We start from the raw sequence: 14,060 nt of genomic DNA on the forward strand, positions 1-14,060 counted from the left end.
ATTATGGAACAAAAAAACGGGGTTAGAAAATATGTTTGGATGATAATTACGATTTTACTCTATGTGGTCTGCAGCAGGATGACTCCTCCGGAGGGGTTGAGTGTGGAAGGGTGGAGAGCCATTGTCCTGATGGTGTGCGCCATCATTACCTGGGTCACTGAATTCATACCTATCGGTATCGCATCCTGTTTGCTGCTGTTTATACCCGGCCTGGCCGGCATACAGACCACAAATGTGGTGATGCAGAATTTTGGAATAACCACCATCTTCTTTATGCTGTCCTCAGGAATCATTGCCAGGGCATTCATTGACTGCGGGCTGGGATACAGGATATCCTTATACATCACTCCCATGCTGGGAAAGAAGAGTAAGATGGTGCTGCTGAGCTTCATGATATGCTCTGCCGCCATATCCACGGTGCTGGCGGATATCCCCACCACCATTATTCTCAGCGGAATTGGTTATACCCTGTTAAAGGAGAATGGCTGTCTGCCCGGCAAGTCCAAATTTGGCCGAAGCATGATGATGGGTATTCCCATTGCGGCCTGTCTGGGAGGATTTGCCACTCCTGTGGGCAGCGGAATCAATGTGCTGTGCATTAACCTGCTTAAGAACATAGCGGGCCAGGATGTGACTTTCCTGCAATGGACGCTGATAGGCGCTCCTCTGGCCGTGGTGCTGACCCTGATCGCTTGGTTCATCCTTACTGTGATGGTGAAACCAGAAATCGAGGAGGTGCAGGGGCTGGATAATGTTAAAGAGAAACGAAAGGAGCTGGGAAGCCTGACCGGCGATGAGAAGAAGTTCTCTGTCATATTCGGTATCACCTTGCTTCTATGGCTTACCCAGACCTGGACAAAGCTGGATTTAACCCTGATATCACTGACCTGTTCTGCGGTGTTCTTCCTGCCTAAGGTGGATTTAATAGACTGGAAAAAGGCCGTGGACGCCACCGGATGGGCCGGACTTTTGATTGTAGGCGCATCCAATGCCCTTGCCATGATTTTGAGCCAGCAGGGCAGCGCTGAATGGATCAGCAACCAGTTCCTGGGCGGTCTGGTGGGAAGTTCCATGCTGTCCATTATGCTGGTGGTGACTGCTTTCGGCCTGTTTATACATTTCCTGGTACCGGTAGGCAACGCGGTGCTGGCAGTGTGCGTGCCACTCATTGTTATCCTTGCAGACAAGGCAGGAATCAATCCCATGTATCTGGTATTGATACTGGGTTACACATCCAAATGTATCTTCCTTCTGCCCCTGGACCCCATTCCCATGGCCACCTACGACTACGGCTATTGGAGGCTGGGCCAGATGACAAAGGTGGGATTTGTCATAGCGGTGCTTTGGATTCCCATTATGGTAGCCTTTATGTACGGGGCCATCGGGCTTCATATCATTTAGGAAGAACAGGAGAGAGGTATGCATATGAGGATATATAAGATTGCGGCAATTAATCTTGGTTCCACTTCCACTAAGATTGCCTATTACGAAAATGAGAACTGCGTGTTCAAGGACAACATCGTCCATACTGCCAGGGCACTGGAAGGATTTTCAACTATATGGGAACAGTTTGAATTCAGGAAACAGGCCATCGAAGCTTATCTGAAAGAAAAGGGAATCCTCATATCCGGCCTTGACGCGGTGGTCACCAGAGGAGGACACACAGAGCCCATTGTGGGAGGCGTTTACCGAATTACGAGAAAGATGCTGGAGCAGTCGGCCAGTGAGAAATATGGCAATCATGCCACGGACCTGGGCCTTAAGCTGGCCTATGAGTTTTCAGCTCAGGGTCCCCAGGCATTTACCGTGGATCCGCCTACTACGGATGAGTTTGAGCCTCTGGCCCGCTACAGCGGACTGCCCCAGATTAAGCGCCGCAGCAGTTTCCATGTGCTGAACCACAGAGCAGCGGGCAGGCAGTATGCTAAGGATTCGGGAAAGGATTATAGGGATCTGAATCTGGTGGTGATCCATATGGGAGGAGGCATCAGCATTGCCGCCCATAAAAAAGGAAGGCTGGTGGATGCCAACAATGCTATAGACGGGGACGGACCCTTTTCCACCAACAGGTGCTGTTCGGTACCCATTGGAGATTTGATTAATATGTGTTATTCTGGAACATATACATATTCTGAAATCCGCAGGCTTATCAACGGAAACGCGGGCCTTATGGCATATGTAGGCGAAAATGACGTAAAGACCGTTGAGGAGAGGGCGGCAGGCGGGGATCAGGCCTGCGGTGAGGCGCTGGACGCCATGTGCTACCAGATTGCCAAGGAAGTCGGGGCGGCAGCCACCGTGCTTATGGGTGAGGTGGATGCCATCGTATTTACAGGCGGGATTGCCCACTCAAAAAGAATTGTGGACAGCGTTTCCCGCAGGGTTTCCTTCATCGCTCCCATTGCAGTTTATCCCGGGGAATATGAAATGCAGTCACTGGGACTTAACACACTGGCTGCACTGCGTGGGGAAGAGGAGATAAAGGAACTGAATGAATAACAGGGTTGATGACCAGGAGGAAGTACAGTATGTTTCATAATTTTCAGGAAATGGAAGATTATATTAAGAGCCAAAACATTAAAAAACGCCTGGTGCTGGCCAATGCCCATGACGAAGATGTCTTGGAAGCTGTTGTCACGGCCAGGAAGCGGGGCGTTATAGAGCCTATTCTCATTGGCAAAGAGGACAAAATCAGGGAGCTGCTGGCCGAAATGGGGGAAGTGGCAGAAGATTACCCTATTATTCCCTGCCAGGATGAGAGGGAAGCTGCCAGGATGGCCTGCAGGATGGTGAAGGATAAAGAAGCGGATATTCCTATGAAGGGACTTATGCAGACCGCTAGCTTCATGCGGGCCATTCTGGATAAGGAGGCCTATGGTTTCGTGCCGGATGGAAGCCAGTTAAGCCAGGCCACAGTTATGGAGTACCAGGGCCGCCTGATGATTGCCACAGACTGTGCGGTCAATGTGGCGCCGGATTACAGCGAAAAGGTGAAAATCATTAACAACGCAGTGAAGCTGGCTGGAAAACTGGGAATTCAGTGTCCAAAGGTGGCTGTTATCACTCCGGTGGAGGTGGTAAATCCCAAGATGCAGTCTACTGTGGATGCGGCCATGCTGAGTATGGCTGCTCAGAGGGGACAGATTAAAAACTGTATTGTGGACGGTCCGCTGGCTCTGGACAATGCTCTTAGCGCGGATGCGGCCAGGCATAAGGGAATCACCAGCCAGGTGGCGGGACAGCCGGATATCCTTTTGATGCCTGATTTATGCGCAGGCAATATATTTACCAAGTCGCTGACCTATTTTGCCCATATGGTTTCTTCCGGCACCTTGAACGGCACCACAGTACCGGTGGTCATGACCAGCAGGACAGATACGCCGGAGGACAAGTATGATTCGATTTTAACGGCCATCATACAGGGATTATAAAAAGTGGAGATATATTATCTGTATGTGATTATCAGACGGAGACGCAGGAAGGCGGGATGCGGTAAGTATCCCGCCTTTTAACTTGTCTTTTTACCTGGGGCTGGTTATAATAAAATGAAGCCGGAACATGGAATTACCGCCTGTACAAAAGTGGATTAAATACGCGAAGTGATTTGGAGAAAAACATGGAATATCAATGGGACAGGGTGACAGAGGAAGAACTGAAGCATTTATACTATGAGGAAGGCAAGACGGACAGGGAGATCGCAGAACGGTTTGGGGTCTCTATGGGGAAAGTGGCCTATAAGAGAAGGAAGTATGGGATATCCATTAAAAATATGATATACCAGCAGTTTATGGATGAAAATCCGGAGCTGTTTGCACAGCTGAACGAAAATTCCAGAGAACGGCTGCTCAGGAGAGAAAATATTGACGCTATTTCCAAGGCAGTGACTCATTACGCGTTCAGAAACGGCCCGGTTGAGGACATGCATGCTAATGGGCAGCTGTCCCAGCAGGATATGAAGACATTGAACAAATATATGGTCAACCGCATTGCAGGGCTGTTGTCTGCGGCTATGGACGGGAGCTGGCTGCAGCTGGAGCAGCTGTTTTCCTATTACCGTTTTTTTGGCGGGGACTGGGATGCCGCGGAGCCGGATATGGGAGAGATGAAGCTTTTGATGGAACGGTTAAAGAAACTCTGACAGGTGTCCGCAAATCATAGAGACTGTCCGGAAGCCGGCATACCTTTAGTATCTTTTATATACCATGGCACTTTATAGTGCGTAGTTTACCGCGTCTCCCCAACAGGTTATAATGGAGTCAGATTGGGCGGAGGCCCTGGAAAGGCGGGATGATATTGAATACTGGGGATTGTCTCATGGCGCTGAAACGGCGTCTGGAGCAGGCTGACGCTGTTGTCATCGGAGCAGGAAGCGGCTTGTCTGCTGCGGCCGGTCTGACCTATGCAGGCAGGCGGTTTGAGGATCATTTTAGGGAATTCATAGAGCGGTACGGCATGAGGGACATGTATTCGGCGGGGTTCTATCCGTTTCCCACCCAGGAGGAGAAGTGGGCCTATTGGAGCCGCCATATTTATTATAACAGGTACGACATGCCGGCGGCAAAGCTGTACAGGGATTTGTATGCCATGATGAAGGATAAAAACCACTTTGTCCTGACCACCAATGTGGACCACCAGTTCTGGCTGGCCGGTTTTCAGGACGAGTGTATATTTGCAACCCAGGGAGACTACGGGCTGTTCCAGTGCAAACAGGCATGCCATAAGAAACTGTATGACAATGAGGCGCAGATCCGGGCCATGCTGAGGGAACAGAAGGATTGCAGGATTCCCTCCTGTCAGGTGCCCAAGTGTCCGGTGTGCGGAGGCGACATGGAAGTACATCTGAGGTGCGACGGTAACTTTGTGGAGGATGAGGCGTGGTACCGGGCAGCGGTACGGTATGAAACATTTCTGCGCAATAATCAGGAAAAAACACTGGTTTTCCTGGAATTAGGGGTGGGTATGAACACGCCCGGCATTATAAAATACCCCTTCTGGAGAATGACAAAGCAGTGGAAACAGGCATTTTATATCAGCGTCAATCTGGAGCAGGCGTGGGTGCCGGATGACATCATGGACCGGTCACTGGTGCTGAAGGCTGACATCGCGCATGTGCTGGAGCATCTGGCAGGAACAGACGCAGGATGCAATGACGGGGCCGGTTGGGGAGAAGGGAGCTGTCAGCCATGAAGCAGACGGGCCAGGAAGCACGTCTTAACTATATTGTGGAAGAACTTAAGAAGGATTCGGGCAGCTGCAGGGACATGGAGGTAAGGCCCCGGGACCGGCGCAGGGTCATGCGTTCCCTTATGAATATCCGTATGCCCAGGCCACTGCCTGCCGGATTCCTGGAGATTCAGGATGAATTCCTGAGGGAGGAAGCCAGGGAAAAGGGAATTGTGAGTCTGGCTGACATACCAACCGTAAAGGAGCAATATGGAAGCGGCGTCCTGTTTGGGGACCGTATATCCGTATGGCAGGGCGATATTACACGGCTGCAGGCAGATGCCATTGTCAACGCGGCCAATTCCCGTATGCTGGGGTGCTTTGTGCCATGCCACGGCTGTATTGACAACGCCATTCATTCCGCTGCGGGTCTGAGGCTGCGTGAGGCCTGCAACCGGTATATGGATGACAGGCACAGGGAGGACCCAGATTATGAGGAGCCTGTCGGAAGGGCAGTGCTGACGCCGGGGTTCTGCCTTCCATGCCGGTATGTGATTCACACCGTGGGACCTGTGGTGGGAATGAGGCTGACAAAAGAACTGAAACAGGACCTGAGAAACTGTTATGTTTCCTGCCTGGAGGCAGCTGCGGACCAGGGATTAAGGAGCATCGCCTTCTGCTGTATTTCTACCGGAGAATTCCATTTTCCCAATGATAAGGGGGCTGAGATTGCGGTGGATACAGTGACGAAATTCATAAAACAGCGCAAAGCGGCCTTTGACCGGATTGTTTTTAATGTGTTTAAGGATGGGGACAGGGAATTATATGAAAAACTGTTGTCATAAGAATGTTTTTACAGACGTTCCAGAGGCTGAAGCTGCCAGCACTTTTTACATGCGGCATACCGGCATCTTTATGTAGCGGAATACAGAATTAAATACAAATGAAAAAGAAGCACAAATGAAAAAGAAGCGCCCTCAAACCATTCAGGCATACTTGAATGGTTTGAGGGCGCTTTGCTTCCGGTTTTATTGCGCGGCCTGCATATTCTGCGTATTGCCCGCCGCAGGCTTTCGGCAGTACTTTCTGGATGCGGTATATGCGCCTATCCAGCCGGCGAAGGCGCCCAGGGTCAGGATAAGAAGGAGAATCCAGGCCGTGTTGTAGGAGCCGCTGGTGTCGTATATGGCAGCCACCATGAGCGCTCCCAGGGAAAGGCCGATTTGTGTAAAGCTGTTGGCGATTCCGTATGCCTCGCCGTATTTTTCAGCGCCAAAGATGGCGGAGGTGATAAGCGGAGGGGTGACGGTGCCGATAGCATCTCCCAGGCCGAAGAGGAAGGCCATGATGTAGAGCATGCTGATATTCTGGCCAAACAGGATGAAGATAAAGGAAAGGGCAAAGGTGATGCATCCAAAAGCAGTACTGGCCACAACGCCGAACCTGTCATTGAGCCATCCAAGGACCAGCTTCCCGAATATGCCAATCATGGAATACAGGGAGATGATTAATGCCTGTACCTGGGGGCCCTGAAGTTCCTCGATGGCCGGAGGGAAGTGGCCCAGGGAGCCCGTATTAATCAGTCCGTTGCACAGCATGCCGAATATGAAAAGGATAAAGAACAGCTTTGTCCTGGATTCCTTTACGCTCAGCGGAAACACCACGTCTGCCTTTTGGGGGATTCGTTTGGAGGCAGCATCCCTGGAGGATGAATCCTGAAGGGAGGAACTCTCAATGGTGGAATCCTCGCTGCCATAGGGTAAAAGTCCCATATCCTCCGGACGTTTCTTGAGGATGAACAGGGCAGCGGGAAGGGCCAGTACTAGGATAATGAGTGCCATGATCCGGTAGGTGCTCCTCCAGCCATATGCCCCCAGCAGCCATGTGATCACAGGGCTGAAGATGGTGCCGCCCACGCCGATTCCGGCCATGGCAATGCTCATGGCAAGTCCTCTCTTTTTGACAAACCAGTTGGTAATCATCATGCTCACCGGAATCAGAGAAGCGTTTAAAAAGAAAATACCGGTAAAGAAGGAGGAAATGTATAGATGAATCACATTGGTGGCAAGGGAGAAGGAAGCGTAGGAAAGGACAAAGCCGATAATGCTGACGGTCTGAATCCGTTTCATGTTGCCTCTTGCAAGCCTGGCCGACACAACAGGGGACAGGAAGATTCCGAGACCCTGGAGAATGGTATTGGCCAGGGTAAAGGCGCTTCTGGAAATCTGGAGCTCACCCGTAACCTGTATCAGGAATTTATTGCTGAGCGCCATGATGGGGGGGACCATGGTACATGTAATCATGAGACAACCAAAGACAACGAACCAGCCATAGTATATTTTTTTGCGTTCCATTATGCGTTCCTCCTGTTCAGCCAGTTAAATGCGCAGGCTGCGTGTACTGCGGCCCCGTAGGGCATGACGGTTTCATCGAATAATACGCCCGGATTATGGTGCTGAACCGTGCACCCATCCACCCTGCATCCTATCATGAAGTAGACGGTGGGGACCTTTTCGGACACGCGGGCAAAGTCATCGGAAGGTGTTACGGAGTAATCGGTGTGTTTGATGAAATCAGGAACCACCTCAGAGGCATATTCTGCCAGCTCCCTGGTAAGAGCCGGGTCAGAGTAGGTGGATGGCACCTCGGAGAGGGATTCGTATTCAATGGCCACTCCAAAGACCTTTCCCGTGTATTCTGCAATCTCATGCATCCTTTTTACAAGCCTGGCGCGCAAATCCTTGTTATAGGTGCGCAGGGTGCCCATGAGTACGGCGCTGTCAGGAATAATGTTGGAGGTGTTTCCCGCATTAAACGCACCCAGGGTAAGACTTGCCTTCTCGCCTGGATCACACTCCCTGGCTATGAGATTCTGGAAGGCGCTGTAAATATGAAAGCCCACATTGATGGGATCAATACCCAGATGAGGCATGGCCCCATGGCAGCCCACACCTTTTACCGTGATTTTAAAACCGTCGCAGGAGGACGTCATGAAGCCCGTGCCATAGTTGAGGGAGGGAACCGGGGTATCTAACATCACATGTATGCCCATGGCGGCATCTACCGTGGGATTGGAAAGAATTCCCGCCTTAATCATGTTCTCAGAACCAGTAAAAACCTCTTCCGCCGGCTGGAACATCAGCTTGACGCTGCCGCAGAGCTCATCTCTGCGCTCATGCAGAATCTGGGCAGCAGCAAGAAGCATGGCGGTATGTATGTCATGTCCGCAGTTGTGGGCCGCCTCCGTGACTGTCTGAAAGGGAAGACTGTTCATCTCTTTCATGGGGAGCGCATCCATGTCAGCTCTGAGAAGTATGGTCTTGCCGGGGCAGCTGCCCTCAATCAGGGCAGTGATGCCTGAGTCGCAGATTTCCCGGGGGGAAAGCCCTATGGAAGAAAGGCGTTCCATGACATATTTAGTGGTTCCGGGCAGGTGTTCCCCTGCTTCGGCATGCTGGTGCAGGTAGCGGCGGTCCTTCTGCATCTGGTGTTCGAGTTCCTTTGCTCGTCGTAAGAATTCGTTCATTGCGGTACCCTCCTTGGAATATAAAAAGACTATATAAAGACGTGTCTTTATTATAGCAAAAAGACCATGTTTGTCAAGGGGATAAAAAATATTTATATGCACAATTGACAAAAAGCCGGGGATTTTTCCATTTGGAGGATGCGGATTTTCCTTTGCTATGTTAAGATAAAAGACAAAGCGGTTTTGGGAGGAATGGAATTGAAGAGAAAGATTGCAGTCATCGCAACAGAATATATAAAAGAGTTTCTCCAGTCCATGCTTGGGGACCTGGACGTTGATTATTGCATATTTACATATAAAACATTTTCAGATATACAGTATATCTATGAAAAGGTTACGGAGGAGTTTGACGGCATCCTGACTTCCGGCAGTTTTCCTGCGCACATGATACATCTTTATTATAAAGAAGAAAAGCGCCCCATCTGTTTTTTCAACACTGATGAGGCTGCCCTGTACCGTTTATTTCTAAAGCTGTTAAATGAGAACAGGAACCTGGATTTTACAAGGGTTTACGCTGATATTGTGGAAATCTTCGGAGTGGGACTAAAGGATTTTGTGGAGGGGCGCAGCCCCATGCCCGATATCCGGGAGCTTTCAGCGGATGAATTTGACATGGAGCGGATGCTTGGAATTGAGCAGGAGGAGTACGGGAAACATGTAAGGCTCTGGGAGGAAGGAAAGATTGATTTATCCGTCACGCGGTTTTCCAGTATTGTGCCGGCACTGCAGGAGGCCGGCGTGAAGGTCTATTTCCCGTTCCCCAGCAAACGGTATGTGGGGGAGATGTGCGACAAGCTTCTCAATGAGATTGAGCGCAGGAAGCTGGAGGAGCAGATACCGGGAGTCATCATCGTGAAACTGTCGGAAAATGGTTCCGGCGGTGAGATGTTCCAGGGCCTGGATTATGATTACATGAGGCTTGAAAATCTTGTGATTGAATTTATAGGGGCATCCATGATTGACTGTTCGGTCCACAGGCGCCATTACGGGCTGGAAATCGTGTCTACCAAGAAACATGTTTCGGGCTGGACCGGAGATTTTAAGGAGGACCGCCTCAGCCCGTTTCTGAGGGAAAAAAAGCTGTCCGCCCGTTTCAGCATCGGCTGCGGTCTTGGGAACAGTCTTTCACAGGCCCGGTTAAATGCTCTTGACGCCTGCCATGAGGCTGAACTTAAGCAGTCTCTGGCATACCTGATCAATGAGAGGGAGCAGATTATTGGTCCCATGGGGGACTGCGGCCAGCTTCTCCTTAATGTGGACAACAGTGAAGTGCTGGACGTGCAGTCCAAGCTTTCACCCCTGACAGTAAAGAAAATATTTACTGCTATCAGCGCCTCCGAAAAGCAGGAAATCACAGCCAGGACCCTTGCGCTCAGGCTGGGCATCACCAAGCGGAGCGCCAACCGTTTTCTGGCTGTATTGGAGCAGGAGGGATATCTGAAGATTGCATATAAGACCAGGACCACCACCAAGGGGCGGCCGGAAAGTGTGTATATCAGGACCGGCGGTCCGGGGAACCCGGAAGAAAAACAGGGACAGCAGCAGGAATATTTCTGACTGCGTGCCTTATAAATTGTCTTCCGGAAGCTCATGCCCCTTGGTAATATGGTCCTTGATGGCCCGGAAGCTTTCTGCGCTGACCACATGTTCAATGCGGCAGGCATCCTCCGCGGCTGTCTGTTCATCCACGCCAAGGTACATGAGCCACTGGGAGAGCATGGTGTGGCGTTCGTACATGGTTTCGGCGATTTCCTTTCCCATACTGCTGAGGGTGATGTGCCCCTGGTCATCCATGAGGATATAACCGTTTTCACGCAGATTCTTCATTGCCACGCTGACACTGGGCTTGGAAAAGGCCAGTTCGTTGGCGATGTCGATGGAGCGGACATAGGGGTTTTTGCGGCTTAAAATCAAGATTGTTTCCAGATAGTTTTCAGCTGATTCCTGTATTTTCAATTTAATCAAATCCTCCCACTGATAAATATTAGTTAGTTCAAAGTCTGCGGCGGCTATTTTCTATTTTATCATACCCGGAAAGGAAACGCAAATTAGCGTCAGGACTGAAATAGCAAAAAATCCGCATTTAATTTGAAAAAACGATTGACATTTTGGTTAACTGGTGCTAACCTAAATTTGCAGTTAGGATACCATAACTTTCCAGCTGCAATATGGAAATTTCAGGAAACAGAATCACATCAGGTTCAGAAAGAGGAGTGATGGGTATGCCGTTGACATTGGTAAAAGAAGGTACGGTGGCATCCATAGTCCGGGTGGGCGGCAAGGAAGAGGTAAAGCGTCATCTGGAGAACATGGGGTTTGTGCCGGGAGCGAGTGTGACTGTTGTTTCAGCTAACAATGGCAATGTGATTGTCAATGTAAAGGAATCAAGGGTTGCTATCAGCAAAGAAATGGCCAATAAGATTATGGTGTAAGCTGGCCGCGGGTATGAGAAGGAAAGGAGCATTAATAAGATGCGCACATTGAAGGAAGTAAAATGCAAAAGCACGGTAACGGTTGTTAAACTTCACGGAGAAGGGGCCGTAAAGCGGCGTATCATGGATATGGGCATCACAAAAGGGACGGAAGTCTATGTCCGCAAGGTGGCGCCTCTGGGGGACCCTGTGGAGGTGAATGTTAGGGGCTATGAGCTGTCCTTAAGGAAAGCGGATGCCGAGATGATTGAAGTGCAGTAGAAACTGCTTTTTTTTAAAAGAATGAGTTAGCTACAACTAATTTATTGATAAATTTTCTCAATAAGAGAATGAGGAGGATATGAAAATGTCAATCAAAATTGCTTTGGCCGGTAATCCCAACTGCGGAAAGACCACGCTGTTCAATGGTCTTACCGGATCCAATCAGTTTGTTGGAAACTGGCCTGGTGTCACGGTGGAAAAGAAGGAAGGAAAACTTAAGGGGAACAAGGATGTCATCATCATGGACCTTCCGGGTATCTATTCATTGTCGCCTTACACGCTGGAGGAAGTGGTCGCCAGGAACTACCTGATTACCCAGCGGCCGGATGCCATCTTAAACATTGTGGACGGAACCAACCTGGAGCGCAACCTGTACCTGACCACCCAGTTAATGGAGCTGGGGATTCCCGTGCTGATGGCTGTCAACATGATGGACGTGGTTAAAAAGAGCGGGGACCGGATTGACATTCAGGCTCTGAGCAGGGAGCTGGGCTGCCCGGTGGTGGAGATTTCCGCATTAAAGGGCACCGGCATCATGGAGGCCGCCAACAAGGCAGTGGAGCTTGCAAAGGACAGCAGAGCATCTGTACCGGTACACAAATTCTGCGCCGATGTGGAGGCGGCTCTGGAGGAAATCGAACAATGCATCGGAGGAAATGTGCCTGAGGCGCAGAGGCGCTTCTATGCCATCAAGCTGTTTGAGCGGGATGACAAGATTGGGGCCCAAATGACCATGGTTCCGGATGTGGGAAGCATCACAGCGCGCATGGAGGAGGCCATGGACGATGACGCTGAGAGTATCATCACAAATGAGCGCTATACCTACATTACATCCATTATTGGCAGGTGTTATACAAAAAAGAGCAGAGAGAAGATGAGCGTCTCCGATAAAATTGACCATATCGTCACCAACCGTTTCCTGGCTCTGCCTATATTTGCGGCGGTCATGTGGGTTGTCTACTATGTTTCAGTTACCACCGTGGGAACCTGGGCCACTGACTGGGCTAACGACGGAGTGTTTGGGGAAGGCTGGAGTCTGTTTGGCTTGGAAGTGCCGGGCATACCTGTTGTTGTGGAGGGATTCCTCGCCGCGGTGGGCTGTGCTGACTGGCTCTCCAGCCTGATATTAGATGGTATTGTGGCTGGCGTGGGCGCTGTGCTTGGCTTTGTGCCCCAGATGCTGGTGCTGTTTATTTTCCTTGCGTTTCTTGAATCCTGCGGTTACATGGCCAGGGTGGCGTTTATCATGGACAGAATTTTCCGAAAATTCGGATTGTCAGGAAAGTCCTTTATTCCCATGCTGATCGGAACCGGCTGCGGTGTTCCCGGCATCATGGCTTCCCGTACCATTGAGAATGACAGGGACCGCAAAATGACCATCATGACCACCACCTTTATTCCATGCGGAGCAAAGCTACCTATTATTGCGCTGTTTGCGGGAGCCCTGTTCGGAGGCGCTTCCTGGGTAGCACCCAGCGCCTACTTCGTAGGAATTGCAGCCATTATCTGCTCCGGCATCATCTTAAAGAAAACAAAAATGTTTGCAGGGGATCCGGCGCCGTTTGTAATGGAGCTTCCTGCTTACCACCTTCCAACTGTGTCGAATGTTCTGCGCAGCATGTGGGAGAGAGGCTGGTCCTTTATCAAGAAGGCAGGAACCGTAATCCTGCTGTCCACTATTTTTATTTGGTTTACATCCAGCTTTGGGTTTGTGGACGGACATTTTGGTATGGTGGAAGATTTGTCGGATGGAATTCTGGCGTCAATCGGTCAGGCCATTGCCTGGATATTTGCTCCTCTGGGATGGGGGAACTGGCAGGCAGCTGTGGCGGCCATCACGGGTCTGGTTGCAAAGGAAAACGTAGTTGGCACCTTCGGCATTCTCTATGGTTTTGCGGAAGTGGCTGAGGACGGATCAGAAATCTGGGGAACACTGGCCCAGAGCTTTACAGCCGTCAGCGCATATTCCTTCCTGGTGTTCAATCTGCTGTGCGCTCCCTGTTTTGCTGCCATAGGCGCCATCAAGCGTGAGATGAACAATGCAAGGTGGACCTGGTTTGCAATCGGCTATCAGACCATACTTGCATATGTGGTGGCACTGTGCATATACCAGTTTGGCAGATGGTTTACAGAGGGAACCTTTGGAGTCGGAACCGTTGCGGCAATTGGGGCCGTGGCCGTATTCATCTATCTGTTAGTAAGGCCTTATAAAGAGGGCAGTTCTCTTAATGTGAATGTAAAGGCCAAGACAGCATCATAACAGCCCTGCATACTCTTTTGTGCCTGATAAGGATTGTTTACATATAATTTAGGAGGATAAAGGAATGATCGATTGTTTTAAATGTAAAAAAATGGGCCTTTTTTTAGGCGGCGTCCTGTTTGGAACAGCAGGTGTGAAGATTCTGGGAAGCGATGATGCCAAAAAGTTATATATCAACTGCCTGGCTGCCGGATTAAGGGCTAAAGACTGTGTGATGACCACCGCCTCCAATATCCAGGAGAACGCTGAGGATATTCTGGCAGAGGCCAGGGAAATCAATGCACAGCGCTGTCAGGAGGTATTTGAGGATGAAAGCAGGGAGGAGTCCCCTGAGCATACCTCAGAATATTTGAAGGAAGATGAGACAGCTTCTGCTGATACGGTTACAGCGTAATGTATAATCCGCCTGGGGAAGAAA

At 50.2% G+C, this 14,060-nt stretch carries 14 protein-coding genes; 11 read left to right on the top strand and 3 right to left on the bottom strand.

Annotated elements, in window-relative coordinates; genetic code table 11:
- Nucleotides 1–3 precede the first annotated feature (3 nt).
- The 6 genes from LI015_RS08710 (at nt 4) to LI015_RS08735 (ending at nt 6,008) form a co-directional block, all read left to right on the top strand.
- Nucleotides 4–1,401: an SLC13 family permease gene (locus LI015_RS08710; protein ID WP_227124586.1), complete on the top strand. Its 1,398-nt coding sequence runs from the start codon at nt 4–6 to the stop codon at nt 1,399–1,401.
- 24 nt (nt 1,402–1,425) lie between these two features.
- A complete protein-coding gene (gene buk, locus LI015_RS08715) occupies nt 1,426–2,499 on the top strand; it encodes a butyrate kinase (protein WP_227124588.1) in 1,074 nt (357 codons plus the stop codon).
- Between the two features lie 29 nt (nt 2,500–2,528).
- On the top strand, nt 2,529–3,431 hold the full coding sequence (locus LI015_RS08720) for a phosphate acyltransferase (protein WP_117626857.1): 903 nt from the start codon (nt 2,529–2,531) through the stop codon (nt 3,429–3,431).
- 185 nt (nt 3,432–3,616) lie between these two features.
- Complete coding sequence (locus LI015_RS08725) at nt 3,617–4,138, top strand: hypothetical protein (protein WP_117626858.1); 522 nt, start codon at nt 3,617–3,619, stop codon at nt 4,136–4,138.
- A gap of 149 nt (nt 4,139–4,287) precedes the next feature.
- A complete protein-coding gene (locus LI015_RS08730) occupies nt 4,288–5,187 on the top strand; it encodes an SIR2 family NAD-dependent protein deacylase (RefSeq protein WP_119205698.1) in 900 nt (299 codons plus the stop codon).
- Nucleotides 5,184–6,008, top strand: coding sequence for a protein-ADP-ribose hydrolase (locus LI015_RS08735; RefSeq protein WP_227124590.1), 825 nt, complete (start codon nt 5,184–5,186; stop codon nt 6,006–6,008). The genes LI015_RS08730 and LI015_RS08735 overlap by 4 nt, the downstream gene beginning before the upstream one ends.
- Before the next feature lie 183 nt (nt 6,009–6,191).
- On the opposite strand, the gene LI015_RS08740 is transcribed toward LI015_RS08735, so the two are convergent.
- Complete coding sequence (locus tag LI015_RS08740; protein WP_227124592.1) at nt 6,192–7,517, bottom strand: MFS transporter; 1,326 nt, start codon at nt 7,515–7,517, stop codon at nt 6,192–6,194.
- On the bottom strand, nt 7,517–8,689 hold the full coding sequence (locus tag LI015_RS08745; RefSeq protein WP_227124593.1) for a M20 metallopeptidase family protein: 1,173 nt from the start codon (nt 8,687–8,689) through the stop codon (nt 7,517–7,519). Before LI015_RS08745 ends, LI015_RS08740 begins: the two co-directional genes overlap by 1 nt.
- Before the next feature lie 198 nt (nt 8,690–8,887).
- Here LI015_RS08745 and LI015_RS08750 point away from each other — a divergent pair, with 198 nt between their 5' ends.
- Nucleotides 8,888–10,246: a hypothetical protein gene (locus tag LI015_RS08750; RefSeq protein ID WP_054354700.1), complete on the top strand. Its 1,359-nt coding sequence runs from the start codon at nt 8,888–8,890 to the stop codon at nt 10,244–10,246.
- A gap of 9 nt (nt 10,247–10,255) precedes the next feature.
- Here LI015_RS08750 and LI015_RS08755 read toward each other — a convergent pair whose 3' ends face one another.
- On the bottom strand, nt 10,256–10,645 hold the full coding sequence (locus LI015_RS08755; RefSeq protein WP_002565572.1) for a metal-dependent transcriptional regulator: 390 nt from the start codon (nt 10,643–10,645) through the stop codon (nt 10,256–10,258).
- Between the two features lie 266 nt (nt 10,646–10,911).
- On the opposite strand from LI015_RS08755, the gene LI015_RS08760 reads away from it, so the two are divergent.
- From LI015_RS08760 to LI015_RS08775, 4 genes are all read left to right on the top strand, one after another.
- Nucleotides 10,912–11,121, top strand: coding sequence for a FeoA family protein (locus LI015_RS08760; protein ID WP_002565571.1), 210 nt, complete (start codon nt 10,912–10,914; stop codon nt 11,119–11,121).
- A gap of 39 nt (nt 11,122–11,160) precedes the next feature.
- The gene (locus LI015_RS08765) at nt 11,161–11,382 is read left to right on the top strand and encodes a FeoA family protein (RefSeq protein WP_002565570.1); all 222 of its coding nucleotides are present in this window, start codon (nt 11,161–11,163) and stop codon (nt 11,380–11,382) included.
- A gap of 85 nt (nt 11,383–11,467) precedes the next feature.
- Complete coding sequence (gene feoB / locus LI015_RS08770; RefSeq protein ID WP_002576141.1) at nt 11,468–13,642, top strand: ferrous iron transport protein B; 2,175 nt, start codon at nt 11,468–11,470, stop codon at nt 13,640–13,642.
- A gap of 64 nt (nt 13,643–13,706) precedes the next feature.
- Entirely contained in the window at nt 13,707–14,036 is a 330-nt protein-coding gene (locus LI015_RS08775) for a DUF6110 family protein (RefSeq protein WP_002591155.1), read from the top strand.
- Nucleotides 14,037–14,060 lie beyond the last annotated feature (24 nt).

Source organism: Enterocloster sp. 210928-DFI.2.20 (assembly GCF_020554465.1).
Classification (GTDB): Bacteria; Bacillota; Clostridia; order Lachnospirales; family Lachnospiraceae; genus Enterocloster; species Enterocloster bolteae.

What these genes read in the sequence shown, in the direction of transcription:
- LI015_RS08765 (WP_002565570.1), top strand. Translation starts at nt 11,161, where the DNA reads ATGCGCACATTGAAGGAAGTAAAATGCAAAAGCACGGTAACGGTTGTT.
- LI015_RS08740 (WP_227124592.1), bottom strand. Translation starts at nt 7,517, where the DNA reads ATGGAACGCAAAAAAATATACTATGGCTGGTTCGTTGTCTTTGGTTGT.
- LI015_RS08730 (WP_119205698.1), top strand. Translation starts at nt 4,288, where the DNA reads ATGATATTGAATACTGGGGATTGTCTCATGGCGCTGAAACGGCGTCTG.
- LI015_RS08725 (WP_117626858.1), top strand. Translation starts at nt 3,617, where the DNA reads ATGGAATATCAATGGGACAGGGTGACAGAGGAAGAACTGAAGCATTTA.
- LI015_RS08745 (WP_227124593.1), bottom strand. Translation starts at nt 8,689, where the DNA reads ATGAACGAATTCTTACGACGAGCAAAGGAACTCGAACACCAGATGCAG.
- feoB (WP_002576141.1), top strand. Translation starts at nt 11,468, where the DNA reads ATGTCAATCAAAATTGCTTTGGCCGGTAATCCCAACTGCGGAAAGACC.
- LI015_RS08720 (WP_117626857.1), top strand. Translation starts at nt 2,529, where the DNA reads ATGTTTCATAATTTTCAGGAAATGGAAGATTATATTAAGAGCCAAAAC.
- LI015_RS08710 (WP_227124586.1), top strand. Translation starts at nt 4, where the DNA reads ATGGAACAAAAAAACGGGGTTAGAAAATATGTTTGGATGATAATTACG.
- buk (WP_227124588.1), top strand. Translation starts at nt 1,426, where the DNA reads ATGAGGATATATAAGATTGCGGCAATTAATCTTGGTTCCACTTCCACT.
- LI015_RS08775 (WP_002591155.1), top strand. Translation starts at nt 13,707, where the DNA reads ATGATCGATTGTTTTAAATGTAAAAAAATGGGCCTTTTTTTAGGCGGC.
- LI015_RS08735 (WP_227124590.1), top strand. Translation starts at nt 5,184, where the DNA reads ATGAAGCAGACGGGCCAGGAAGCACGTCTTAACTATATTGTGGAAGAA.
- LI015_RS08760 (WP_002565571.1), top strand. Translation starts at nt 10,912, where the DNA reads ATGCCGTTGACATTGGTAAAAGAAGGTACGGTGGCATCCATAGTCCGG.